Here is a 24328-nt window from a genome sequence, read left to right as displayed (position 1 = left end):
GCTCAGCCCTCGTTCCGGGTCAGGATGATGTTGCGCCAGCGGTCGACCGTGCCGTGCCAGCCCGCCGGAATGACCGTGGTCGAGGTCAGTTCCTCGATCACCGCCGGGCCGGGGATATCCGCGCCCACCGGCAGTTTTGAGCGGTGAAAGATCGTAGCCTCGCACCAGCCGCCATTGTCTTCGCCCATGTGAACGGGGCGGCTGTCCAGATACGCATCCTCGACCGCGCTTTCGATGGCGGGCGGTTCCTCCAGCGGTTTGGCGATCTTGCCGATGGCCTCGATGCGCACATTCACGATCTCGATCTCGCGATCTTCGACGTGATAGCCGTAGACCTCGTCATTGACGCGGTAGAAGGACTGGATGAAATCCTCTTTGCCGATCATTTCGCCTTCGACGCGGACCTCGAAGTTCTGGCCCAGATAGCGCGCCTCGATCACACGGACGGTGCGCTGGAATTCGGGGGGCACGCCCTCTTCATCCAGCCACGCGCGGGCTTGTGCGGTCAGCAGACCGGCATCCTCAAGGATCGCTTCCCAGCTTGCATCCTCCAGCACCATGACATGCGATTTCACGAACCCGCGCGAGATATCGCTGAGCAGCACGCCCCGGGCGCACATGGTGCCGGGGGCTTCGGGGATCAGCACATTGGGGATGCCGACCTCATCGGCGACAAAGGCGGCATGCAGGGGGCCAGCGCCGCCAAAGGCCACCAGCGCGAATTCACTCAGATCACAGCCCCGCTCGACCGAGATCGACCGGATGGCCCGCGCCATATTGGCCACCGCGATGCGGATGATGCCGTCGGCGGTTTCGTCCGCGCTGGCGTTGATCCGGTCGGCGATCTCACCGATCACCCGTTTTGCGCCTGCCTGATCGACGGGCATGGTGCCGTCCAGCAGGGCCACCGGGTTCAGGCGACCCATATGCAGGTTGGCATCGGTGATCGTCGGTTCCGTCCCGCCGCGCATATAGCCCACCGGGCCGGGCACCGCGCCCGCCGAATGCGGCCCGGCCTTCAGCGCGCCCGCATCGTCGACCCACGCGACCGAGCCGCCGCCCGCGCCGATCACATGCACATCCACCATCGGGCAGCGCACGGGATAGCCCGCCACATCGCGCAGCGGCGTATAGGCCCCGCGCCCGTTCAGGATCAGCGACACATCGGTCGAGGTGCCGCCGACGTCAAAGGTCACCGCATTCGGAAACCCTGCCGCTGTCGAGACCTGAGCGGCACCGACAACACCCGCCGCCGGGCCGGACAGGCAGGTGCGCACCGGATAGGTCTTGGCGGTCTCCATCGACATCAATCCGCCATTGGAATGGACCGTATTGGGCAACGCCTTGATGCCCAGATCGCACGACCGTTGCACCAGACGATCCAGATAGCCCGCCATCTTCGGGGTTAGATAGGCGTTCATCGTGGTGGTCGAGAACCTCTCGAACTCACGGAATTCCGGCTGCACGTCGCTGGACAAAGACAGCGGAATGCCCGGCAGTTCCTCGGCCAGAATTTCTCCGGCGCGCTTTTCGTGGGCATCAAAGCGATAGGCATGCACGAAACAGACCGCCACCGCCGCCACGCCAGCAGCACGAAACTGCGCGGCCGCGGCGCGCACGGCATCCTCATCCAGTGGCTCAAGCTCTTCCCCATCTGCGGTAAAGCGGCCTCCGACCTCCAGTCGCAGCCAGCGGTCGACCAGTGGCGCGGGGCGATGGATCGAGTAATCATACAAGTGCGGACGCTGCTGACGAGCGATCTCAAGCACATCACGAAACCCGCGCGTGGTCAGCAACCCGGTTGGCGTTCCCTTGCGCTCGATGATCATATTGGTGGCCACGGTGGTGCCATGGCCGAAATTGCGGATCGCTTTTGGGTCAAACCCGGCCTCGATCACCTCTTTCAGCCCGTTCTCGATCGCCTCGGACGGATCATGCGGGGTCGAAGGCGTCTTGAAATGATGCGCCACACCGGAGGTTTCATCGATCAGCGAGAAATCCGTGAACGTCCCACCAACATCCACGCCAATGCGCAACGAATTTTCCATTTGCCCACCCGATTGGTGTTTTCAGTTAATGGATAAATTAGCAGTGAAGTACGACAATGAATGCAAGTTAGTGGCCTAAATATACAATTATTCTGTCAGACTTTGAATGCAGCCCCGATATTTGCCTGCAATAAAATCGAAGTTCAGATCGACCTTTGACGACGACAACCATCCGCGATCAATGCGGTGAATTCACACTTTGTCCGGATAGTGTTGAAAAAAACAGCGGTTGAGCTTTCGAAGGTTGAAGCCGACAGCCGCTGAACATCGTGAAGAGAGAACGGTCATGATTGACGCAATATATCTGAAAGCCCATCGCGTGGCGTCCAGCTTGGGCGTCAAAAAGGGGCACGCGGTCGCCTGATTGGCAAAACCAAAGGCGGCATGAATACTAAGTTGCACGCCATCTGTGACAGCAAAGGGCGGCCCTAGAACCTTTTTGGTAACGCCGGCCAGGTCATCGATCACACCGATATTGGACTCGCCGCGTTACAGGTATCGGTCGTACCAACGGTAATCGCTGACGTCAGGCAGGCTTTTCAACGATATCAGCCGACGGTGCCAGTACGGTATCAACCGCACCAGTCGTTCACTGAAAGACACTGGCCGGTCGTTTCGGCCTTTTAAGGAGGGTAAGAAAGCTCCTGTAACCGCCTTAGGTGAGCCACAATGCTGAAAGGCGGACGTGAGTGTCTATGGGTCCAATGTCGCTCACGCCCGCCCGCTTTACTTCGCCAGGCTATTGATGCGTCCGTGTCTTTTGCGGGTCGTAGATCGGGCTGCCAACCACTGTTGCGGTGGTTTGAAGAGTCTCGCTTTTAAGCTGCAGGACCGTTCCGGCGGCGATCCCGGGACGGACATGTGCCAGCGCCAGCGATTTGCCCATCCGGTGAGAATAGCAGGGGCTGTTGATCACCCCGATCTCTTCACCCGCCAGCAGCAAGGTCTCTCCGCCCTCCACCATGTCTGAATGATCAATGTCGAGACAGACATTGGAAATCTTCTCGCCGCCTTTCGCCGCCATCACCGCCTCTTTGCCGCGGAAGTCGCCCTTCGTGGCGCTGATCGTGAAACCCAGGCCGACCTCCCAGGGGGTGTGCGCCTCGGTCATGTCGTAACCGTAAAACAGCAGCCCGGCTTCAATCCGCACCTTGTCCAGCGCGGTGAATGAGCAAGGCATGACACCGGCCTCTGACAGCTTGTCCCAGATATCGGCAATCACCGCGGCGCTGGCAAATATCTCATAACCGCGTTCGCCCGAATAGCCGGTGCGCGAGATCCGGCAGGAGTGGCCAAACAGGACGGCAGGAGCGTGTTCAAAATAGCCCAATTGGGCGAGATCAATGTCGCAATGGGCGTTCAGGATATCCAGCGCCGCCGGGCCTTGGACCGAGACGTCGTGCAGGTCGTCGGTGAACTCCAGCCTGACGTCACGGCCCTCGGCCGAGGCTTGCAGCAGCGCCATGGTATCGCCAGAGCCATGCACGATCATCCATTCATCACCTCCGTTGTTCGACACAATGGCGTCGTCGGCAATGCCGCCCGCCTCGGTCAAGACGCAGAGGTAGGAGGCTTTGCCCGGCGCCAGTTTGGACAGGTCGCGTGTGGTAAGGTGATCCAGCACGGCCTGCGCGTCCTTGCCGCGGACAAACACCTTCTTCAGCGGCGACATGTCGAACATGCCGGCACGCTCGCGTACTGCGTCGTGCTCGTCGTTCGGGTCGGTGCTGTAGGTCCAGGCGGTGCCCATGCCGTTCCAGTCTTCCAGCCCCGAGCCGAGGGCAATGTGACGGGAGGCAAGCGCCGAGGTGCGGCTCAGTTCTTCGGTCATTGTCGAGATGTCCTTTCTCAGTACCATTCGTCTGGCATGGCGGCTTTGTGTTCCGCCACAAAGTCATTCAGGGCAGTGCGGGTGCTGCTGTTCATTTCCGGTGGCTGATAGTCCAACAGCATCTGCCGCCATCGGGCCGCGGCACGCTGATCTGCTGTCTGGCGACCGTTTTCATCCCAGGTTTCAAAGGGGCCCGCTTCGGGGACCTGCGGTTCGAAATTGGCGGTGGTGTAGTGGCGCAGGGTGTGACCGGTAGAGAGGAAGTTTTCACCCGGACCGGCCTCGGCATAGGCATCACGGCCAAAGGCCTCGTCATCCGTGTCAAACCCCTGCAGCATCTTCAGCATCGCGCCGCAATGGTCGAGGTCCATCACGAACTTCTCATAGGACATCACCAGCCCGCCTTCGAGCCAGCCCGCCGCGTGCCAGACCTGATGACCGCCGGACAGGAGCGTTGCCCACATCGCACCAGCACTGTCCTGCATCGCCTGGCCGTCGGCGGCGTTGGAGGCAGTGACCTGACCGCCGCCAGACCGCACCGGCACCCCCAGCCTGCGGCCCAACTGGCTGAGCGCCATGGTGGTCAGGTTTGCCTCGGGCGAGCCAAAGGTCAGCGCGCCGGTGCGCAGGTTCATCGAGGAATGAAAGCTGCCAAAGACAACCGGGCAGCCCGGGCGCACCAACTGGCTGAGTGCGATGCCCACCATCGCCTCGGCCAGTGTCTGGGCGGCGACGGCTGCTGGTGAGAGTGGTCCCATGGCACCGGCAAAGATGGCAGGCGAGATGCAGACGCATTGGTTGGCCGCTGCATAAATGCGCAAGGAGGCGGACATCACCTCGTCATAGATCAGCGGTGAATTGACGTTGATATTGGCCTGCATCACAGCGTTTTGGTCCAGAAACTCGGCGCCGAAGGCCAATCGGGCCATTGAAATACTGTCCTGTGCGCCCTGCACCGAAGCCACACCGCCCATGAAGGGTTTGTCCGACAAAGTGAGATGGGCCAGCATCATGTCCAGATGCCGCTTGTTCACCGGCACATCGGTCGGTTCAACCACGGTGCCGCCGGTATGGTGCAGCGCGGGTGACATATGCGAAAGCTTCACGAAATTTTCGAAATCTTCCAGCGTGGCATAGCGGCGGCCTTGCTCCAGATCGGTGACAAAGGGCGAGCCGTAGCCGGGCATCAGCACCAGATTGTCGCCACCCAAGGTCAGCGTGCGGGCGGGATCACGGCCATGCAGCTGGAATTCGGCAGGAGCGGTTTCGCACAGCTGGCGCACATGGCCCGGCTCGAAGCGGACCCGGACGCCGTCAATGTGCGCTCCTGCAGCGGCAAACAGCGCAAGTGCCGTGTCATCTCCGCGGAATTCAACGCCGATATGCTCCAGAATCCAGTCCGCCTGAGCTTCGATGCGCCGCAATGCGGGCTCATCCAGAAGATCGTAGGCGGGGATATGACGGCGCCTGTACACCGGGGCCACCTGAGGTGCGTTGTGCCGGGTCAGCCGCCCCCGGCGCGACTTGCCGCGCTGGGTGATATGGGTCTTGGCGTTCATATTTCCCAACGCTGCAACTCCCGAGATTTGTTTCGTGATCCATATTTTCAGAATCTGGCGCGCCAACAATCGATATTATTTGCCCATAGTGTTCAGAGAATTTATACGCTCTGCATCATGCCCGTAGAATTCCGCCATCACGACAGCCTGCGCCTGTTTGCCGAGATCGCCCGTTACCGCAGCTTTTCAGATGCGGCCGGGGCGCTGAACATGACCAAGGGTGCGGTCAGCTATCAGGTGAAAACGCTGGAGGCGGATCTGGGGTTTGCACTGTTTCAGCGCAACGCCCGCGGGGTAGAGATGACGCCGGGCGGGCTCAAGCTGCTGGCTGCCTGCCAAGATCATTATGAAGAGATCGAGGCCGAGATCCTGGCCCTCAAGGGGCTCTCTGCCAAGACCTTGACGGTGGGTATCTCCACCTATTTCGCCGCCCGTTGGCTGTCGCCGCGGTTGACGTCCTTCATGCAGGAGCATCCGGATATCCAACTGCGGCTGCAACCGATGATCCGGCTGTTCGATCTTGAAGCGCAAGGCGTTGATATCGCAATCCGTTGGGGAAATGGGCAATGGGCGGATGGCGACGTCACGCCGTTCCTGCCGTGCCCGGCTTTTCCCGCAGGCGACGCCGCAGCACTGGAAACGGTAGAGCGGCTCGGCTGGGAACAAGCGGTTTCGACCTTTACGCTGTTGCGTGATCATGATGACAGCGATGCCTGGACAGACTGGCTGAATGCCGCAGGGCTGCCGCACCGGACGCGGCGGGACACGCTGATCATCCCGGACCCCAATGTGCGTGTTCAGGCGGTTGTTGATGGTCAGGGGATCGCCCTGATGGACACGCTGATCGAACGGGAACTGGAAGAGGAGAAGCTGTTCCGCCTGTCACCGCATATGCTGCAGGACTACGGCTACTTTCTGGTCCGCCCGCGCAAAGCTGCGTCCCAAGACTGCGCCGCTGCGTTTTCAAGATGGTTGCAATCCCAATAGGCGGACAAATCTTGCTGAATTGCTTCTTTGAGCTTCTGCGCGAACATGCGAGCTGAGGACGTGACAGACATCCTCGAACTGGCCTTGTAGGCCGACCAGGTCCATGTCGCCCACAGACCAAGACTGCTCGGTGACAACGGCTCAGGTTATGTCACAGGCGACAGACACGATATGGCAGCACTCCAGAATGTGGCGCGCGCGTGCACGGGTGCGTGGAGTGATTGCTGGGTTCGCGTCTTCTTTCTGGTTCAATCATGATGCTCATGCCGCCACTCCGCTGATTTGATGACGCTTTGGTCAACCAGCAGAAACCGATATTCGCCCTGCGACCCGTTCTGTTCCTGCCTTGGGGCTACGGGCGTTTATCCCGTGCAAGAGCGGTTTGAGCCTCGCTCTGATTGTCCCACTTCCGGTCTCGAACGGTGTCGCACACATCATCCCTAATCGGTCCTCAGGCAGGCCAACAGGGCGGCATTCCCCCAACCCGCTTCTCCACGAATTCTCTTTCTATCTTGCGACATCGCGATGTCGCGGGAAGGTTATACATGCGCAACTCCCTACGATAGCCGTTGGGTATGCTACGCGCTTTGAACGAAAACTGGGCTTTGTTTCTGGGCATGCTCATGTTGATGGTCGCCAACGGCCTCTTGGCGACCTTGTTGACAATTCGGGGGGCGAGCCTTGGGTTCAGCGACTTTACGATTTCGATCATGCAGGCCAGCTATCCGCTCGGCGCGCTTGCGGGTACGGCACTCGCCCCGCGATTGGTCGAAAACGTCGGTCATATCAGGGCGTTTTCGGCACTTGCTTCACTGGTCTCAATCGCTGCGATTGTTCACCTTCTAACCAGCGACTCTGTCAGTTGGAGCGTAATGCGGTTTCTCGGAGGGTTTTGCTATCCGGGCCTCTATGTGATTACCGAAAGCTGGCTTAACGCAAAGTCCGACAACAGCATACGTGCACAGGTCTTGTCGCTCTATTTCATCATTCAGCTTGCCGGGCCCGCATTGGGAACGGCCCTTGTCGGGTTTCCCGACCCGACCGGAAATTTGTTATTCGGTGTCGTCTCAATACTGATCTCACTTTCGATCGTGCCGCTTCTCTTATCGGGTAACAAAGCACCGGATTACACCGCACCGGAACGAATGCCTGTGACCCGGCTGTACAAAGTCTCGCCCGTTGCAGTGATCGGCATCGTCATCGTCAGTGTCGGAGTTTCCGCCTCCTACATCACGCTGCCCCTTTATGCCTTGCAGCAGGGATTCACGGCGGCGCAGGCTTCGGGTGCTCTGGTTGCGGCACTGATTGCCGGTGCCATCGTTCAATATCCGGTTGGCTGGATTTCAGATCATACCGACAGACGCTATGTGATCATCGGTCTGGGGATTGTGGCTGCGCTGGCCAGTCTGTGGATGGCCATCGACACGTCGCCGTCAAACATTGTGATCGGCTTTGTTCTGGTCGCCATCGGACTTTACCCGGCCTATTCCATCCTGACCGCCCATGCGAATGACCAACTGAAACTGTCTCAGATCGTGCCTGCCAGCGGCACCATGGTGTTGTTGCTGAATGTGGGCCTGCTGATCGGCACGATATTGGGGCCGAACTCGATCACGCTGCTTGGGGGCAGGGGGTTACAGTTTCTTCTGGCAGCTATCGGTGTATCCGTTGCGGTGGTCGCACTCATTCGGCGCTATCAGGTCGAGGCCCCTACGGAGACCGGCGAAGTGCAGGTTGTGGGTGTTATCGGCACCGGCCAGCCCGGCGTTCTGCAAGCCGAAAGCTGGGTGCAAGAGGAAGATGCAAACCAACAGGAAGGGGCACCCTAAGCCGCCAAAGCGTTCAGGGGCACGGATGGCCAGTAACTCATTCAATAGCGAGGTACGGATGAAAAAGGTTAGCTTCACCCAGATGAAAGACGGCAGCAAAGAGGAATATGAGTTCCTGACGGAGCAGGCTGTGGACGATGCCCGCCACACCGCCGGACGGCTGGTCAAGGCATTGGTCGAGCTTGACGACGAGATGGCGGGCTATCAGATCACGCGACTGGGGCATTCGGTGCAATCCGCCACGCGGGCCTGGCGCGACGGGGCCGATATTGATTGGGTCGTCTCGGCGTTGTTACATGACATCGGAGATATCTTTGCGCCCTACAATCACGACGAATATGCCGCTACGATCCTGCGCCCGTTCGTGCGGGAACAATGCGCCTGGGTGGTTCAGACCCATGGCGATTTCCAGATGCTCTATTACGGGCACCATCTGGACGGGTTCGATCAGCACAAGCGCGAGCGCCATCGCGGCCATCCCTATTTCGATGACAATGCGGAATTCTGCGAGCGATGGGATCAGGCCAGTTTTGATCCCGATTATGAAGACCTGCCGCTAGAGTTCTTTGCCCCCATGGTCGAAGAGGTTTTCGCCCGCACGCCCTATGCTGCTGATGTCGTGCGCATAGGCGAACGTGAACCCCTTGTCGTGCCAGAGGTCGCCAAAGAACGCGCCACCGCCTGATGGCGGATTCTGAGGAGGATAAAATGACCCAACCAGATGAGAACCTGCGCGCCCTCGCCGCCGACTATTATATCAGCCCCGAGGTTTTTGCCGAAGAGCGTGAGAAGCTGTTTTTCAAGTGCTGGCAATATGCCTGTCACATCAGCGAACTGGCAGAGCCCGGCGATTATGTCGCTACCAGTATTCAAGGACAGAACGTGTTTGTTGTGCGCGATCAGGATCATGAGATCCGCGCCTATTACAACATCTGCCCCCACCGCGGCCACAAACTGGTTGAGGGGTCCGGGCAAACCCGCGCCATCGTCTGCCCCTATCACCATTGGAGCTTTTCTCTAGACGGCTCACTGCGGCACATGCGCAAACGGGAGACCAGCGCGGTGCCCGCGCAGAAAGAAGTTTGCCTGAAGGTGGTACGCGTGGATCGCCTGCTGGATTTCATCTTTATCAATCTCGACCCCGACGCCCTGCCAATTGCCGAGTTCTGGCCGGGTATCGAGGCGCAGGTGCGCGAGAAATGCCCCAAGGTAGGCAGCTATGTCCTGGGCGAAACCGCCGCCGCCATTCACGAGGTCGACGTGGCCGCCAACTGGAAGATCCAGATCGACAACTATCTGGAATGCCAGCATTGCCGCCACGGGCACATCTCGTTCTCGGACATGCTGGACATCAACAACCAAACTTACGAGCTGACCAAGAACGCGGCCTATAACTTCATTCCCGGCAACAGGAAGGCGGACAATCTGGCCTACCCATTGGATCTGGAGCATGACGAAACCGATCTGCATTTCTGGTTCCTGTTCCCCAATATCGGCATCTCGCAATTTGCCGGTCCGGGCAATCTGACCCTGTTCCAATGGAACCCGATCGGCACCGATCGCGGCTTGCGGTGGAGCATCAATCTGGAACCCCCCGAACCCACCGACCCGGGTATGCGCGCGCGTCAGGAAAAGCGGGCGATCTGGGGGCGGGATGTGTTGCAGCCCGAGGATATCTCGTTCCTGTTGTCGGTACAGGAAGGCATGAGCCAGCGGTGCTTTGATCAGGGCTGGTACATCGTTGACTGGGAAAACATCGAATTTTCCGAGGCCATGATGCGTCATTTCCACAATACATATCTGGAGCATATGGGCCGCACATCCCCGGCAGCCGCGCAGGCTGCGGAATGAGCGGGTCAACGTTCGGGTTCTGGATTTCAGGCAGTATCTGGCCGGGCCACTGGTCGGAATGATGCTAGCCGATATGGGCGCGGATGTGCTGCGCATCGACCGAACCGGGCTGTAGGACCGGCGCGTCGGTGCGGTATTCCAGCCCGCCATAGTCGGTCGGATGCACGGCGGCCAATTGTTCGGGGATCATGACTGCGTTTCCTGCTCAGCCTCGGCCCTGAACTGTCGACGGAGCGTACGGATGCGCGAATGCAGGTCGTCGCGGTCGGAATAGATCCCCTCGATGAACCGTGTGCCGCCCTTGGCGTCATACCCGGCCCGTCCATGCAGGGCGCGGCGGTTGTCGAATGCCAACAGATCGCCCGGCTCATAGCGGAACACCATCTCGTAGCGCGGGTCCTGGGCCCGGGCGCAAAAGGCACGATAGGCGTTGTAAGCGCGGGCCTGAACCTCCAATGGCGCTTTCAGGGGTGCCCGCAGGAAGGTGTTATAGCGCACGCCGGTGATGTTGCCCTTGGCATCCGTTTCCACCACGGGCCCGCTGGCGCGGTAGTCCGAACGTCGGGCGCGGTTGCTGTATTCCCAGACATCCGTCACCAGAGAATGGAAATGCTCTGGTTCTTCTGCGCGCATGTCTTCGGCGATCTGGTAGGCATCGACATAAATCCCTTCTCCGCCGGTCGTGGTGTTGTCGCGGGTATAGAGGAACTGCAGCCCATGCGGGGTCTCACGGGTCGGCATGTCGATATGTTGCAGCAGCTTGTCCGGCGTGAACGCCTGACTGTCCGGGTCATCCTTGATCTCCAGCACATATTGGCGGCCAAAGTTGCTTTCGCGGACCGGGCCGATGCGGGAGACAATCTCTTCCAGCAGTCCGTCCTGCTGCGGCAGTCCGCGCAGGCGAGCAACCCCGTAGTCGCGCAAAGCTTCCAGCCATTGCAGGAAGACACGCGGGTTTTCCAGCGCTTCGGGGCCATCGAACGTCATCGGTTCTGTCAGATCCTCACCGCGCCACAAGATGGGCGGCATCGGTTCCTCTTCCCCAAACCAGGCGATGCCGCGCAGCCAGCCGGGGTGATAGGCGCTGACGGTTTCATCGGAGAACCGCACCTCAACCGCACCATTTTCCAGAATGTTCGCCCCTGAAATCGCGGCATCTGCTGCGATCCCGTTGGGTGAAACACACATCTCACGCGCCTTTGGGTGAATTGTCGACGCATCAGGGCTGTTTTCGCGCAGCATTAGCACGTGATGCTGGCTGGTCTGGCCATCAGACCACGTCACCTCAAGTGCCTCGCCTGAGTGGCGCAAACGCTCTGCATGGTGATCAATCGGCCAGACATCAAAGTCCGGCGTCCAGGGCAGCTCTGTCATGTTGTCTCCTCCACTGACAGAGGATGTTAGAGACAGGCGTGCGCAGATGCTTGGCCTAAATTCGCGATGACTTGACGTTTTTTGACAAACTGATGTGAAAGCAGGTGCAAGACCCCATGCCCCAAGCCGACCCTGCCTTGACCCACACCTTCCCGATCCTGTCACTCACTCTGGTGACCGAGGCGCTGAGAGGCCACCGCGAGAAATTCGGAGCGGAAATGATTGTCGATCGGCTGTTCGACGTCACTGGCATCGCTGCTCAAGCACGAGCGGGGTGGCGACGTTTGGCATGACCCTGGGGTTGATTGAGCATTTCAACGGGCAACGGCTAAAGCTTGTAAGAGAAGACCGGGTCGATATTTTGAGAGATTCAGACACGATCTGCTCCGATGAGGGTGATCAAAAATCAGAATAGATTTTTTCGGGCATCTATAATCAATCCATTGCCGCTTGCAGAACATAGTGAGTTTTTTACATTAAGCTCATAGAAACTGCGACTGGGAACATCCTTATCAATGCGCCGACGTATCCCCTCGACCACCGCCATGCTCTGTTTTGAGGCGGCTGCAAAATCCGAAGGTTTCGCGCGAGCAGCGGAAGAGATGAATCTGACCCAAAGTGCGGTCAGCCGTCAGATTCAAACCCTTGAGGCGTTTGTTGGGCAATCGCTTTTCATCCGCTCGAAACAACGGGTGAAACTGACGGCGGCGGGCAAGGCATTGTTGGCCGAGTTGTCCCCGCTGTTGGAAGAACTGGAACTGACCATTCTCAAGACCCAATCCCATGACAGCACCGAAGGCAGCCTGAACATCGGGGTCTATCCCACCCTTGGCAGCCGCTGGCTGATGCCGGTCATCATGGGTCCCGAGGCGGAAAAAATCCGGCACATGCTGAACCTCGTGACCTATCTGAAAAACTCGGAAATTGATCCCAGCCTGGTGGACCTTGCCATCGCGCAGGGTGACGATGGTTGGCCGGGGTACCGCGCCGACCGGTTGATGCGGGAAACGCTTGTGGTGGCTGGTGCGCCGGAACAGTTCCCAGAACCGATCAGCGATCCGCACAGCCTGCTGGATCACAGGATTCTGCAACATTCCACGCGCCCGCAATCCTGGCAGATCTGGTTCCGGCATCAGGGCCTGAAACTGCCCCGCAGGATCATCGGCCCGATGTTCAATCAGTTCGAAATGCTGATCGACGCCACCAAAATCGGGCATGGCATTGCCATTATCCCCGAAGTGCTGATCCGCAACGAATTGCGGCAGGGCAGTCTGATCAAGGTGCATCCGTTCGAGGCCCGCACTAACACCGCCTATTTCCTTCTGACGCCGGAAACAAAAGTGGGCGTCGCCCGGGTCGAACGTATGCGGTCATGGTTTCTGGACCATTTGCGGCTGGATGATGGGTTGGCCTGAGGAGCCTGAAAGCCGACCTTCGGGCAGGCAGCGCGCAGGCCGCGATCTTCCATTTGCGTTTGCCGACAACATGCCATGCCCATCGCGCTCCTGCGCAATTACCGGCGGGCTGACAACTTGATGCGTTTTTCTCATGAACTTATGCGGGAATCCGGCTTCCAAAACCGGAGAATCCGAATATCTGTGGGCCAAACGCAGCGCGATTGGGAGACCCCTCAATGACCTTCATGCCCCAGATCCAGGACGGTGACGTCGATCTGATTCAAAATGCCATGTCCGCAATGCCCGATTACAAATCGGTCGCGGATTTCGTGCCCGGTCCCGGTATTGCCCGGCTGGACCTGAAATTCGACATCGACAAATTGCAGGAGGCACTGGATGAATGCCTCAAGCGCGAAAATTTCATGGGCGGCATGCAGGATCAGGGCTTTGCCGCCCTGCCGCTGACCCAGCGCCCGGGTCAGACCGAATGGACGGCCAATGACCTCTCGGGCCGGTTCTGGACCCGCGCGGATGAGCGTTATGTCGAAGAACCGCGCGAGGATCTGGTGCCAGAAATCGACTTCTCCGAGTTCAATCCCAAATTCAAGGGCACCTATTTCGAACATGTGCACGAAGAGCTGAGCAAGCGCTTCCCCATCGGGCGCACCCGCATCCTGTCCAAGGGGCTGTATAACTGCAACTCGTGGCACCGCGACCCCGAGCCTCGCTTGCACATTCCGCTGATCTCGAACCCCGGGTCGCTGTTTGTCGTGAACCATCACGTCACGCACCTGCCGGCGGATGGCTCGGTCTATTTCACCGACACCCGCGCCTATCACACGGCCCTGAACGGGGGTGAAAAGCACCGTGTGCATATCGTTGCCGCGCTGGCATACGATCAGGTCACGGAATGAGCCTTTATGGATATGTTGCCGCAGATGCAGGGACCAACTGCATCTGCGATCTGCGCAGCGATACGCTGACCCAACCCAGCGCCGGAATGCGCGAGGCGATGATGTCCGCGCCGCTGGGTGATGACGTCTATGGCGAAGACCCGACGGTCGCCCGGCTGGAGCAGGAGCTTGCCGCGCGTCTGGGCAAGGACGCGGCGGTTTTCTTTCCCACCGGCACGCAAAGCAATCTGGCGGCGGTCATGGCGCATTGCGGACGCGGGGACGAGATGATCGTGGGCGATCGCTATCACTTGTACTGCGACGAGGCGGCGGGCGTTTCGGTTCTGGCCGGTGTCTCGATGAACCCTGTCCCGGTTGCCGAGGATGGCGGGCTGGATGCCGACCACATCGCCGCAGCCATCAAGGTCGATGACCCCCATTACGCGCGCAGCCGTCTGCTGAGCCTAGAAAACAGCGTCGGAGGGCGGGTCGTCCCCCTGAACCGCATCGAGGCAGGCGCAAAGGTCGCGCGCGATGCCGGATTGGCCGTCCATCTGGATGGTGCCCGGCTGTTCAACGCGATCACGGCGCTGGGCTGCGATGCCGCCACCTTTGCGGCCCCGTTCGATACGATTTCGGTATGTCTGTCCAAGGGACTGGGTACTCCGGCCGGGTCGGTTCTGGTTGGCCCTGCCAACCTGATGGGCCAGATTCGCCGCAACCGTAAAATCCTGGGTGGCGCTATGCGGCAATCCGGTGTGCTGGCGGCGGCGGGGCTATATGCTTTGGAGCATCACGTCCCGCAACTGGCCGAGGATCACGCCCGTGCCGCTCGTCTGGCTGACGCGCTGCGCAAGACCGGTATTGGCACAGTCTCTACACAGACCAATATGGTGTTCCTGACCCCCCCGGCTGAGGATCACGCCCGCCTGACCAGCCATATGGCGCAGGCCGGGATCAAGATTGGCGGGCAATCCCCCGCGATCCGCATGGTTCTGCATCGCGATGTAGATGACTCTGCACTTGACGCAGCCATCCGCGCCTTTCAAAGCTTTCAGCCAACCTAGCACGAGGGGCCAGATGACCGACGTTATCCCTTTCATCCTGAACACGACCTACGAGGACCTGCCCCAGCCTGTGGTGCAGGACGCCGTCCGGGCCCTGGTGGATACGCTCGGCGTCGGGATGAGTGCGGTACAAACCGATTTGTCCCGGATCATTCAGGCCCATGCGCAGGTCATGTTCGGGGGGCAGGCGGCGCAAATCTGGCCGACGGGTAAAACAGCCAGCGCGGCGGGCGCAGCACTGGCCAATGGCATGACCATCGACGCGCTGGATGCCCATGACGGGCACAAACTGACCAAGGGCCATGTGGGTTGCGGCGTCATCCCAGCAGTCATTGCAATGGCACAGGCCGAAGGGCTCACGGATGCCCGCGAGTTCCTGACCCTCGTCACTATCGGCTATGAAATCGGCACCCGTGCGGGCATCGCCCTGCATCGCAGCGCCTGCGACTATCACACCTCGGGCGCCTGGGTCGCCCTGGCCGCCGCCGCCATGGGCGCGCGCATTCTGGGTCTGGACACGGCCCGGACGCGCGAGGCGCTGGGGATCGCAGAATATCACGGCCCCCGCAGCCAGATGATGCGCACCATCGATGCCCCAACGATGGTCAAGGATGGATCGGGCTGGGGCGCGATGGCGGGTGTCTCGGCGGCCTATCTCGCGCGTGACGGCTTTACCGGAGCACCTGCGATTTCCGTGGAGGCAGAGGACCTGTCGGACATCTGGGGGGATATCGGACAGAGTTGGTACATTCAGGACCAGTATATCAAGCTCTACCCGGTGTGCCGCTGGGCCCAACCCGCCGCCGAGGCGGTCATGGCGCTGCACCGCGCCCATGAATTCAACGCCAGCGACATCACCTCGATCCAGATCGAAAGCTTCCACGAGGCCAAGCGCCTGAACGCGATCCCAACCACGACCGAACAGGCACAGTATTCGTTGCCCTTCTCGGTTGGTGCCGCTTTGGTGGCCGGTACGATCGGAGTGGATGAGGTCATGGAGCCCGGCCTTGGCAATCCTGCTATCCTGCGCCTTGCCCGGATGGTCGAGATCGAGGAAACCGATGCGTTCAACGCCGCCTTCCCCGCCCGCCGTTTCGCGCAGGCCCATATCGGGCTGGCCGATGGCCGAACCCTGACATCGGACATCACCGAAGCGCAAGGCGACCCCGAGGCTCGTGTCGGTCACGCGGTGATCCGGGAAAAGTTCCTGCGCCTCACCGAACCGGTCATGGGAACAGACAAGGCGCATGCGTTGCTGACAAATATCGAAGCCCTTCCGAATGGTGGCGACCTGCGCTCGATGATGGCGCAGCTCAGCTACGAGGATTTCCCCGCCAAGATTTTGATGAAGCAAACCTCGTCGTGACGTTCGGCTGCACGAATTGAATGGATTTCATAGACAGGGAAAGCACTCAATCTATGAGTGCTCAATTACCTGCCATGCGCGGGAATGAGAATTCATCCCCATTCCAAAAATTTAGAGTCCGGTCGCGCCGTAGCTACGGTGCAGACTGGACCCGCGGAAAATGACCGGCCTGTGCCCAGCGTAACCATTGGTTTTACGTGATCTGAATTCTCTCTGTCGCACAAGCTATACCACCCACGACACAAAACTTCCTCCATCACGCCAGAACAACCTTCAGGCCCCACTTGTGGCAAACATCTATTCTGGCAGTGCCCGATTGGATCCGCCAGCTGAAGCGTTGGCAATTTCGCCACATGCAGCAATCCGGTTCTATCAAACCCAAGGCGCCAGTTTGATTGGCTCGTTTCTAACTGCTATCGCCATAGTATTGATAATATGAGGGTATTCCTTTGCGCGCTGCATGCATTCTTGCTTTTATTCTGACATTTTTCTGTTTGTCATTCGCCTCAGCGCAAGAGATCACACGCTATCTGACCATCGAACCCCCGGCGCCTTGGGTCAATCCGGTCGACCGCCCAAAGGCTGAGTTTCCATTGGCCCAAGATCGCGAGATCAGCCACCTGCTGGTTGACAATCAAATCAGGTATGGCGAAGCCGATACCAACCTTTTTCTGCACTACGCCGAGCAATTGCTGACCCCTGGTGCAGTTGAAGAGAACTCTTCCCTCTCAATCACGTTCGATCCCAGCTACCAGGTTGTTTCGTTTCATCACCTGCACCGCGTTCGCGACGGTGTGGTCACAGATATTCTGGACCCATCGCTCTTCGACATGTACCGCGCCGAAGTTGATCGCGAAAAGCTGATTTACAACGGTGAACTGGTGCTGGCTTATCTGGTTCCCGACGTGCGCGTGGGCGACATACTGGACTATTCCTATTCAATCCACGGCCGGAACCCAGCGCTTGGATCAAACTTCTCTGGCCGCATCCAGCTACAATATGGGGTGCCGGTACAGTCTCAATACAAGCGTGTGGTGATCCCCGCCGGAACCGATGTACAGTTCAGATCGTTTGGAGAACCTCCAAATCCCGCAATCTCGGATCTCGGGAATGAAACCGAGTACCTTTGGACCGGTCAGAACATTCCAGGTATAGAGGTCGATGGAAACCTGCCTGAATCCTATGTTGCCTATCCCACAACCTACCTTAGCAGCTATGATAGCTGGAAATCGGTGGGTGCGCATTTCGCACCATATTATGATGTCAGCAAAGTACGATCCGCCGAGTTGCAGCAGATCGCTTCCGATATCCGGGCAAACCATGTCTCCGACAAAGAACGGCTTCGGGCTGCGTTGGATTTTGTGCAACGCGAAATCCGTTATCTGGGCATAGAAATCGGGCCGGGCGGTTTTGTTCCGCGCCTGCCAGATCAGGTTCTGCGCAACCGGTTCGGCGACTGTAAAGATATGGTCGTACTGCTGACGGCTCTATTGGCCGAACTGGATATCCAGGCGACGCCGGTGCTGGTCGATTTTGACATCAGAGGGGACGTGGAAATTTTCCCGCCGTCGCATAGTGCATTTGATCACGTCATTGTCTCGGCCACGATTGCAGGAACAACCTATTATCTTGATCCCACGCGTGGGGTTCAGCTTGGCGATCTGGATCACCTTCAACAGGCCAATTTTGGAAAGGGTCTTGTCGTTGCCGCTGATGGCCCTGGTATCGTCACCATCAAAGCACCCGAGCCTGAATTCTACAGGGACTTCACTGACAGCTATGACGTTGTGTCTGACCCTGACGCGGTCTTACTGACCAGCGTTTCCAGATATCGGATGGGATCTGCAGACAGCATGTTGTCCTGGTACAAGCAGGCTGGTGCCGCGGCGGTCAACAAGTCTTTTCTTGAATATTATCAGAACCTCCGGCCACAGACCGAGGCTATTTCCGATCTGCAGCTTGATATCAACGAAACCACCGCTGAAGTTGTGATTACCGGCCGGTACCGAATTCCTGATGCTTGGAGTGAGGGTGACACTCCAGGGGCACTAGATTTTTATGCAGATACCGGTGACCTACTGCACGACATGCCTAAGTTCATAGGCGCATCCCGCACCATGCCCTATTCACTGTCGCATCCGGTGCGTACCAGGCAATCCATGCGGTTTATTCTGGACGACACCTGGGAAATCAACAACGCACAGGAAAGCATTGATCAGCCCGCTTTTGAATATCGCCGAACCGATCGGTTTGTGGATGATATCTATACTAAAGAGGTCACCTATATATCAAAATCCGACCGGATCGAGGCAGATGATTTTGGCGCAACCATGGGCGCCATCAAAAATGCCCGGAACGACACCCAGGTTGCCCTTACGATCAATCCCTTACCTGCGCCGGGAGGTTACGAAGAATGGGTCGGGGGGTTCGAGGACAACACATTTGGTGTTTTTGCCTATTTCGCTCTCGCGGCACTTGTGTCGTTGATTGGTGCCATTCTGCTAAGAAACCGGGACATCGCCTGGCGCGAATATCAGGTCTATCATCCGATCTCACTCACAAAATTCGTCGTAATGACAATCGGGACGATAGGCATCTATCCGGTTTTCTGGTGCTTCAAGAACTGGCAGTGGGTCCGAGATGTAGACGCGCAACCGGTATTGCCATTTTGGCGAGCGTTGTTCAGCCCGATTACCAACTTCGATCTCTTTACGCGCATGGCCCGGACGACCCAGGGAAACAATTGGTTTCAACGTGCGGCGGTATTGCTTGCGGCGATCCTTTTGGTCGGCGACATCCTCTCTTGGTTTGGGGATGAGTTGGAAGCCGATGAATTTGATTGGTTGTTTCTGATTTCATGCGTGACATTGTTGGCGTGGCTACCTGTCGTTGCGCAGGTCAACAAATTAAATACGACGTACCCGGAAATCACCCGCAAAAACTCAAGGTTTGGCTGGCCCGCCCTTGCAATTTTGGGGCTGTTCCTTCCCTTTTGGGTGATGATCATTTTTGCCAGTCTTGAGCCGGTTCTATGATTTCAATCCTGAAGCGCCAAGGTCAGGCCAAAACCAAGACCAACGACGCGATCCCCAGCGTGATCAAGAGCAGTGCAACCGGCTTGAGTGCAACAGATGCGGTATCGGCAGGGTTTGCAAAAGCGGATCAAGGCGATGCACACCAAGCACAAGGATGATCGCAAGATCATGATCCATGATCTGGTTCAGTATATACGCAGGCAGAAGAATGAGGTGCGAGACCAAAGCCGGCAGCGAATGCGAAGTCGTAGCAAAGAGATCGGGTGCCGGCTTTAGCTTGCCCTCTCACAGGGTATTCAGGTCAATCTCCGATGAATATTCAGTATCTGGCGCTTTTTTGACAAGTGTTTGTCCACAGATTTCCCGCTTCCGCTCTGAGTCGAAGGTCAGGGTGGCCGGGCCAGCTAGTTCCCAGCCTTGATTGAGCAACTCAGTTGTCCTGTAGCAGAAATCCGCATCATCGGGTCCAGTAATGTAGCGATATGCTTCCATGTCCAAAATCTCTTGTTTTTTGTGGATAAAAACGTCGGCGTAACTGTCTCAGGGTATAGTGAATTGGCTTTGTACCTGTGTGGATTGAAATGAAATCTTAAAGGTTTCAATCCGTTAGCCATTCATTGCCAACGCGCGCCTGTACCGACTGAATAAACGCCCTTGTTTGGTTGCGTATTTCCAAATTCTGCGCCTTGCGTACGGCTTCATAATCATCAGGTTTTGGTGGTTCAAAACGCCGCCCATCCATGCATTTGGTGATGGCGTCAAGCGCAGCAAGGGCAGGCTCAAGAACCTCGCCTTGACCTTTGTGGAAAAAGAGCGCTCCTTCCTCTTTCAAGGCAAAAAGCTGGGCACGGAGAGAACGGCGTTGTTCCCGAAATTCATCATCTTCAATTTGCCCGTCACCAATTAAGCGCAATGATGAAGCATTCGACAGGCAGTGCAGACAGCGTTGCGCCCATTCAAGAACGAGTTTGTCGGCTTCGACACGTACAGACCGTCCAGCGATTTCATTGGCACGAAACGCAACAATGACCGCTGCAATCGCCAAGGCCGAAGTTGCTACAAAATTCAAAGCATCTAACAAATTGATTCTCCCTAGGGATGTATGCACAGTTGCGCATATAACCTTTAGGGTTTGTCGTCGCTAGGTCGTTTTTGGTGGTGGCTGAATATGCTTCAGCCATCAAACCGGATTGCCCTCCCAATCTTCATATGCATGCCGAACGCGGATGATTAGGATGTCTTCATCTTCGATCTTGTAGAGAATGCTATGAGACTGGAATGGGCGAACGCGAACAGGTGGCTTTCTCTGCGACTGCAACATCCGCGGTGCGGTTTTTAAGTTTCGCAACGCGTTCCCGTCAGAAGCCTACCTGAGACGCTTATACTTAGGCCATTCTAATTGCCGCAAACCGGGCGCTTTCTCAAAGTTCTCTGGCCGGAAGGCCACTTTGCAGACATTGGCCGCATCTAAACAACCCGGATCATCGGGCTGGGTCAGTATCAACCCACTGGCACACATAGATGGGTTGAAACAGCCTTGTTTTGCTACTGCATTTCCTTTCAACTGCTGAAAGGTCGGGAAACCTGGCGACATTGTTTCATGGACTTTCTGGCCTCGCCAATTGGAGAGCGCGTAAATGAACAGATTCGACGGTCAACATGTGTCAGTACCGGAGAGAACGCATTGGGCGCTGCTTAAAGAGATTGTGCATCTGACGGCTGAGACGCCGGATCCGGACCGGCTGCTTTCCGAAATCTTGAGCCGGTTGAAAAATGCTCTGAATTTCGACGAATGCACCTTGGCGAAGCTCGATAAGGGCCGGAAACTCTATTGGAAAGGCTCTTTTCAGGGCGCGCAAAGCGACCGGGTTGTCTGGAGCGATACTCAAATCCCGGTGCCCCACGGCCCCCTTGGCGAGGTTTTGCAGAGTGGAGACCTGCAATTGTTTCGTAACATGCCGACGGACGAAAACACGGATGAAGCCGCAACGCCGGTCTCTCTGATGACACTGCCTGTAAAGAGCCTTGGAGGGGTTGTGGGTGCCATCAGCTTCCGCACCAGCCAGTCTGCGGGTTTTACCAAGAACGACATTGATTTTGCGCAACATGCTGTGGCGCACTGCGCTGTGGCTTTGCTTGACGGTCAGGTGGAACAGGCAGCACCGGAACAGACGCTGGACCGGATCGTTGATGCGATAAACACGATCCCGGAAGGTTTTGCCCTCTACGATTCCGATGATCGCCTGGTGCTGGCGAACCAGACGTATCGAAGGATGCTGTACCCGGGGCATGAAAATCTGGTCAAACCGGGCATGACATTCGAACAGGTCGTCCGGAAAGCTCTGTCGCTCAACGTGATCTCGGATGCGGTCGGACGTGAGGAAGAGTGGCTGGCGCAACGGCTTGTACGTCACGACAATCCGGAAGGCACCCAGATGCAAAGCCGGACGTCCGGGGGCTGGATCAAGATCAGCGAACGCAAGACCGGCGATAACGGGACGGTCGCAATCTACAGCGATGTCACCGAACTGAAAAAGGTCGAAGCCCGCAATGCGGAGCTTGCCCAAATCCCGGAGGAGAACCCCAATCCGGTGATGTGCATCAGCAGTGATGGAAAGCTGCTTTTTGCGAATAAAGCCAGCGGCCCGATGCTGAAAGCGCTGAATCTGAAAGTCGGCGCGGATGTCACCGAAGAATGGCTGGCGCGTGTCAGACAAGGCCTGCGGGAAAACAAACGGCAGGATTTTGAGTGTCATGCGGGTGGTATGGTTTACACATTACTGCTCTGGCCGGTTCCTGATGCCAAACACGTCAACCTATACGGACGGGACGTCACGCAGTTAAAGCAGGCCGAAAACCGAATGCGTGAATTGGCGCGTATTCCAGAAGAGAACCCCAACCCGGTCCTGCGTATCACTGATCAGGGCGACCTGATTTACGCCAACAAGGCAAGCGCTTCTTTGATTGAAGCGCTGCAACTGAAGGTTGGCGACCGTGTGGGAACGGGGTGGCGCAAACGTGTCGCCAAGGGTTTGCAGGCGGATCAACGGGAAGATTTCGAGTATGAGGCCGGTGGTCGGATCTATTCGCTGCTGCTGTGGCCGGTTCCCGAGGCCGGTTATGCGAACATTTATGGTCGGGACATTACCGCGCAAAAACAGGTTGAAAGCGAATTGCGTGTGGCACGGGACATCGCTGAGGCAGCCAACAAAACCAAAAGCACGTTCCTTGCCAATATGAGCCATGAGCTCCGCACGCCGCTAAATGCGATTATCGGGTATAGCGAGTTGATGCTTGAGGAAGCCATCGACCAGAATGATCAGGCAAACCTAAGCGATCTGCGGAAGATTCAATCTGCCGGGAAACACCTGCTTGCGCTGATCAACGACATTCTGGACCTGTCCAAAATCGAAGCCGGCAAGATGGAATTCAATCTGGAATCCTTTGACGTTTTTCACATGGTCAAAGACGTCGGAACCACGGTGCTACCGCTGGCCGAAAAGAACAACAACGCCGTGGAAATCCTGTGCCCTGAAGAGGTCGGGGAAATGATCTGCGATCTGACCAAAGTGCGTCAGGCGCTGCTCAACCTGCTGTCCAACGCTTGCAAATTCACCGAAAATGCCAAGATCACGCTGTCTGTCGTCCGGGTGGATGAGACAGATCAACTGGAATTTGCGGTCGTCGATCAGGGCATCGGCATGTCGTCTGAACAGGTCGACAGGGTCTTTGACCCATTCACTCAGGCGGATTCGTCAACCACGCGCAATTACGGCGGCACCGGCTTGGGGTTGTCGATCACCAAGGTTTTCTGCGAGCAACTGGGTGGCGACATTCGCTGCTCCAGCGCGCTGGGCGAAGGGTCGACCTTTACCATCCGTCTTCCGAGTGTCTGCCGTGATCCGTCAACGGACCTGCTGCGGGACACGGGATATTCTGACGATGATCCAAACAGTGATCCAAACGCGCCGTTGGTTTTATTGGTTGATGATGATCCGACGGTACATGATCTTTTGGGGCGGCGGCTGCGCAGGGAAGGGTACAGGGTTCTGTCCTCGACCAAGGCCGAGGACTCATTGGAGCTGGCCCGACAGACCAGGCCTGACGCCATCACACTGGATGTGTTCATGCCCGAGATTGATGGCTGGGCGGTTTTGTCGAAACTGAAGGACGATCCGGACCTGGCAAACATACCGGTCATCATGCTGACATTTGCAGAAGACCGCACCCGGGGATTGTCACTTGGCGCCAGCGAATATCTGGGCAAGCCGATCGACACGGTCGAACTTTTGACCGCTTTGAGGGAACATTGCCCGGCCCTGCCGACCCCCCGGGCTCTGGTCGTCGAAGACGAGGCCGCAACGCGCGAAATGATCTGTCGCGTGCTGGGCAAGGAAGGTTGGCAGGTTGAACAGGCAATCAACGGGCTGGATGCCCTTCAACATCTGTCCAATTCCGTGCCGGACGTCATTCTTCTGGATCTCATGATGCCTGAGATGGACGGGTTCGAGTTTCTGGCGGGGATGAGGAAAAACCCCGACTGGAAGGGTATACCTGTCATAGTCGTGACCGCGAAAACCCTGTCAAACGATGACCGCATGCGGCTGAGCGGATCGGTCGAAACGCTGATCAGCAAGGACGGGGACGAAATCGAAGCGATCCTCAACCAGTTGAACGAAGTTCTGGCTGCTGCCCGACCTGTGTCCCCGGGGGAAACATGAGCTGTGAGTGATGGCGCGGAAAATGCGGTACAATACGTACAGGCGGTGTGGCTGGCGAATTTGCGCCAAAACCTGATCTCTCCGGTCAGTGCCATCGTCGATTTCTGCGAGTTGCTTCAAAGCGAAGCCAGGCGCCTGACGCTGGATGAGGCGACCTCGGATCTGGGCCGCATTTCCCAGGCAACGACCGAGCTGCAAGTCCTGGTCGATCAGCTTCTGAGCCCCGAGATGGCCGTGAAACTGACAGTGAACGGCGATGAGGGCGTACAACGGCTGCGCCATGATCTGCGCACACCAATGAATGCGATCAAGGGCTACAGCGAGATGCTGTTGGAGGATCTGGATGACCTGAACGCTGGCCATCTGGAGG

21 protein-coding genes and 1 pseudogene are annotated in these 24328 nt (G+C 57.7%); 14 read left to right on the top strand and 8 right to left on the bottom strand.

What is annotated here, in order from left to right; translation table 11 throughout:
* Positions 1 to 2: 2 nt before the first annotated feature.
* A complete protein-coding gene (locus MPJ51_RS14095; RefSeq protein WP_298387961.1) occupies positions 3 to 2048 on the bottom strand; it encodes a hydantoinase/oxoprolinase family protein in 2046 nt (681 codons plus the stop codon).
* Positions 2049 to 2304: 256 nt separating this feature from the next.
* On the opposite strand from MPJ51_RS14095, the pseudogene MPJ51_RS14090 reads away from it, so the two are divergent.
* Positions 2305 to 2552 (top strand): annotated as a pseudogene (locus MPJ51_RS14090) (IS5/IS1182 family transposase); the annotation flags it as partial.
* A 235-nt stretch (positions 2553 to 2787) separates the two neighbouring features.
* Here MPJ51_RS14090 and MPJ51_RS14085 read toward each other — a convergent pair.
* Positions 2788 to 3879 carry an aminomethyltransferase family protein gene (locus MPJ51_RS14085; RefSeq protein WP_298387958.1) on the bottom strand — a complete coding sequence of 364 codons (1092 nt, stop codon included), beginning with the start codon at positions 3877 to 3879 and terminating at the stop codon, positions 2788 to 2790.
* Between the two features lie 17 nt (positions 3880 to 3896).
* Positions 3897 to 5438, bottom strand: coding sequence for a trimethylamine methyltransferase family protein (locus MPJ51_RS14080; RefSeq protein WP_298388001.1), 1542 nt, complete (start codon positions 5436 to 5438; stop codon positions 3897 to 3899).
* Between the two features lie 117 nt (positions 5439 to 5555).
* Here MPJ51_RS14080 and MPJ51_RS14075 point away from each other — a divergent pair, with 117 nt between their 5' ends.
* From MPJ51_RS14075 to MPJ51_RS14060, 4 genes are all read left to right on the top strand, one after another.
* On the top strand, positions 5556 to 6425 hold the full coding sequence (locus MPJ51_RS14075; protein ID WP_298387955.1) for a LysR substrate-binding domain-containing protein: 870 nt from the start codon (positions 5556 to 5558) through the stop codon (positions 6423 to 6425).
* Positions 6426 to 7000: 575 nt separating this feature from the next.
* Positions 7001 to 8254, top strand: coding sequence for an MFS transporter (locus MPJ51_RS14070; protein WP_298387952.1), 1254 nt, complete (start codon positions 7001 to 7003; stop codon positions 8252 to 8254).
* Positions 8255 to 8312: 58 nt separating this feature from the next.
* Entirely contained in the window at positions 8313 to 8939 is a 627-nt protein-coding gene (locus MPJ51_RS14065) for a peptidase (RefSeq protein ID WP_298387949.1), read from the top strand.
* Between the two features lie 23 nt (positions 8940 to 8962).
* Complete coding sequence (locus MPJ51_RS14060) at positions 8963 to 10105, top strand: aromatic ring-hydroxylating dioxygenase subunit alpha (RefSeq protein WP_298387946.1); 1143 nt, start codon at positions 8963 to 8965, stop codon at positions 10103 to 10105.
* 64 nt (positions 10106 to 10169) lie between these two features.
* On the opposite strand, the gene MPJ51_RS14055 is transcribed toward MPJ51_RS14060, so the two are convergent.
* Positions 10170 to 10295 carry a hypothetical protein gene (locus MPJ51_RS14055; protein ID WP_298387943.1) on the bottom strand — a complete coding sequence of 42 codons (126 nt, stop codon included), beginning with the start codon at positions 10293 to 10295 and terminating at the stop codon, positions 10170 to 10172.
* Positions 10292 to 11479: a TauD/TfdA family dioxygenase gene (locus tag MPJ51_RS14050; protein WP_298387941.1), complete on the bottom strand. Its 1188-nt coding sequence runs from the start codon at positions 11477 to 11479 to the stop codon at positions 10292 to 10294. Before MPJ51_RS14050 ends, MPJ51_RS14055 begins: the two co-directional genes overlap by 4 nt.
* A 116-nt stretch (positions 11480 to 11595) precedes the next feature.
* Between MPJ51_RS14050 and MPJ51_RS14045 the strand changes: the two genes are divergently transcribed.
* The 7 genes from MPJ51_RS14045 (at position 11596) to MPJ51_RS14015 (ending at position 19395) form a co-directional block, all read left to right on the top strand.
* Complete coding sequence (locus tag MPJ51_RS14045) at positions 11596 to 11772, top strand: hypothetical protein (protein WP_298387938.1); 177 nt, start codon at positions 11596 to 11598, stop codon at positions 11770 to 11772.
* Between the two features lie 222 nt (positions 11773 to 11994).
* Positions 11995 to 12894, top strand: a complete 900-nt coding sequence (locus tag MPJ51_RS14040; protein ID WP_298387935.1) for a LysR substrate-binding domain-containing protein — start codon at positions 11995 to 11997, stop codon at positions 12892 to 12894.
* A gap of 218 nt (positions 12895 to 13112) precedes the next feature.
* Positions 13113 to 13790, top strand: a complete 678-nt coding sequence (locus tag MPJ51_RS14035; RefSeq protein WP_298387932.1) for a hypothetical protein — start codon at positions 13113 to 13115, stop codon at positions 13788 to 13790.
* The gene (gene ltaE / locus MPJ51_RS14030) at positions 13787 to 14836 is read left to right on the top strand and encodes a low-specificity L-threonine aldolase (RefSeq protein ID WP_298387929.1); all 1050 of its coding nucleotides are present in this window, start codon (positions 13787 to 13789) and stop codon (positions 14834 to 14836) included. Before MPJ51_RS14035 ends, ltaE begins: the two co-directional genes overlap by 4 nt.
* 13 nt (positions 14837 to 14849) lie before the next feature.
* Positions 14850 to 16202, top strand: a complete 1353-nt coding sequence (locus MPJ51_RS14025; RefSeq protein ID WP_298387927.1) for an MmgE/PrpD family protein — start codon at positions 14850 to 14852, stop codon at positions 16200 to 16202.
* A 449-nt stretch (positions 16203 to 16651) separates the two neighbouring features.
* A complete protein-coding gene (locus MPJ51_RS14020; protein WP_298387924.1) occupies positions 16652 to 19237 on the top strand; it encodes a DUF3857 domain-containing transglutaminase family protein in 2586 nt (861 codons plus the stop codon).
* Positions 19234 to 19395 carry a hypothetical protein gene (locus MPJ51_RS14015; protein ID WP_298387922.1) on the top strand — a complete coding sequence of 54 codons (162 nt, stop codon included), beginning with the start codon at positions 19234 to 19236 and terminating at the stop codon, positions 19393 to 19395. Before MPJ51_RS14020 ends, MPJ51_RS14015 begins: the two co-directional genes overlap by 4 nt.
* A 127-nt stretch (positions 19396 to 19522) precedes the next feature.
* Here MPJ51_RS14015 and MPJ51_RS14010 read toward each other — a convergent pair whose 3' ends face one another.
* The 3 genes from MPJ51_RS14010 to MPJ51_RS14000 form a co-directional block, all read right to left on the bottom strand.
* Positions 19523 to 19729, bottom strand: coding sequence for a DUF1737 domain-containing protein (locus MPJ51_RS14010; protein WP_298387919.1), 207 nt, complete (start codon positions 19727 to 19729; stop codon positions 19523 to 19525).
* A gap of 106 nt (positions 19730 to 19835) precedes the next feature.
* Complete coding sequence (locus MPJ51_RS14005; protein ID WP_298387916.1) at positions 19836 to 20318, bottom strand: hypothetical protein; 483 nt, start codon at positions 20316 to 20318, stop codon at positions 19836 to 19838.
* A 583-nt stretch (positions 20319 to 20901) separates the two neighbouring features.
* Positions 20902 to 21993: a hypothetical protein gene (locus tag MPJ51_RS14000; protein WP_298387913.1), complete on the bottom strand. Its 1092-nt coding sequence runs from the start codon at positions 21991 to 21993 to the stop codon at positions 20902 to 20904.
* A 9-nt stretch (positions 21994 to 22002) separates the two neighbouring features.
* On the opposite strand from MPJ51_RS14000, the gene MPJ51_RS13995 reads away from it, so the two are divergent.
* On the top strand, positions 22003 to 23958 hold the full coding sequence (locus MPJ51_RS13995; protein WP_298387911.1) for a response regulator: 1956 nt from the start codon (positions 22003 to 22005) through the stop codon (positions 23956 to 23958).
* Between the two features lie 3 nt (positions 23959 to 23961).
* On the top strand, positions 23962 to 24328 hold a 367-nt coding region (locus MPJ51_RS13990; RefSeq protein WP_298387908.1), incomplete at its 3' end, for a histidine kinase dimerization/phospho-acceptor domain-containing protein.

Source organism: Ruegeria sp. (assembly GCF_028066395.1).
GTDB lineage: Bacteria > Pseudomonadota > Alphaproteobacteria > Rhodobacterales > Rhodobacteraceae > Ruegeria.
The sequence above is the reverse complement of the archived record's forward strand: the minus strand, read 5'-3'. Positions and strand labels throughout refer to the sequence as shown.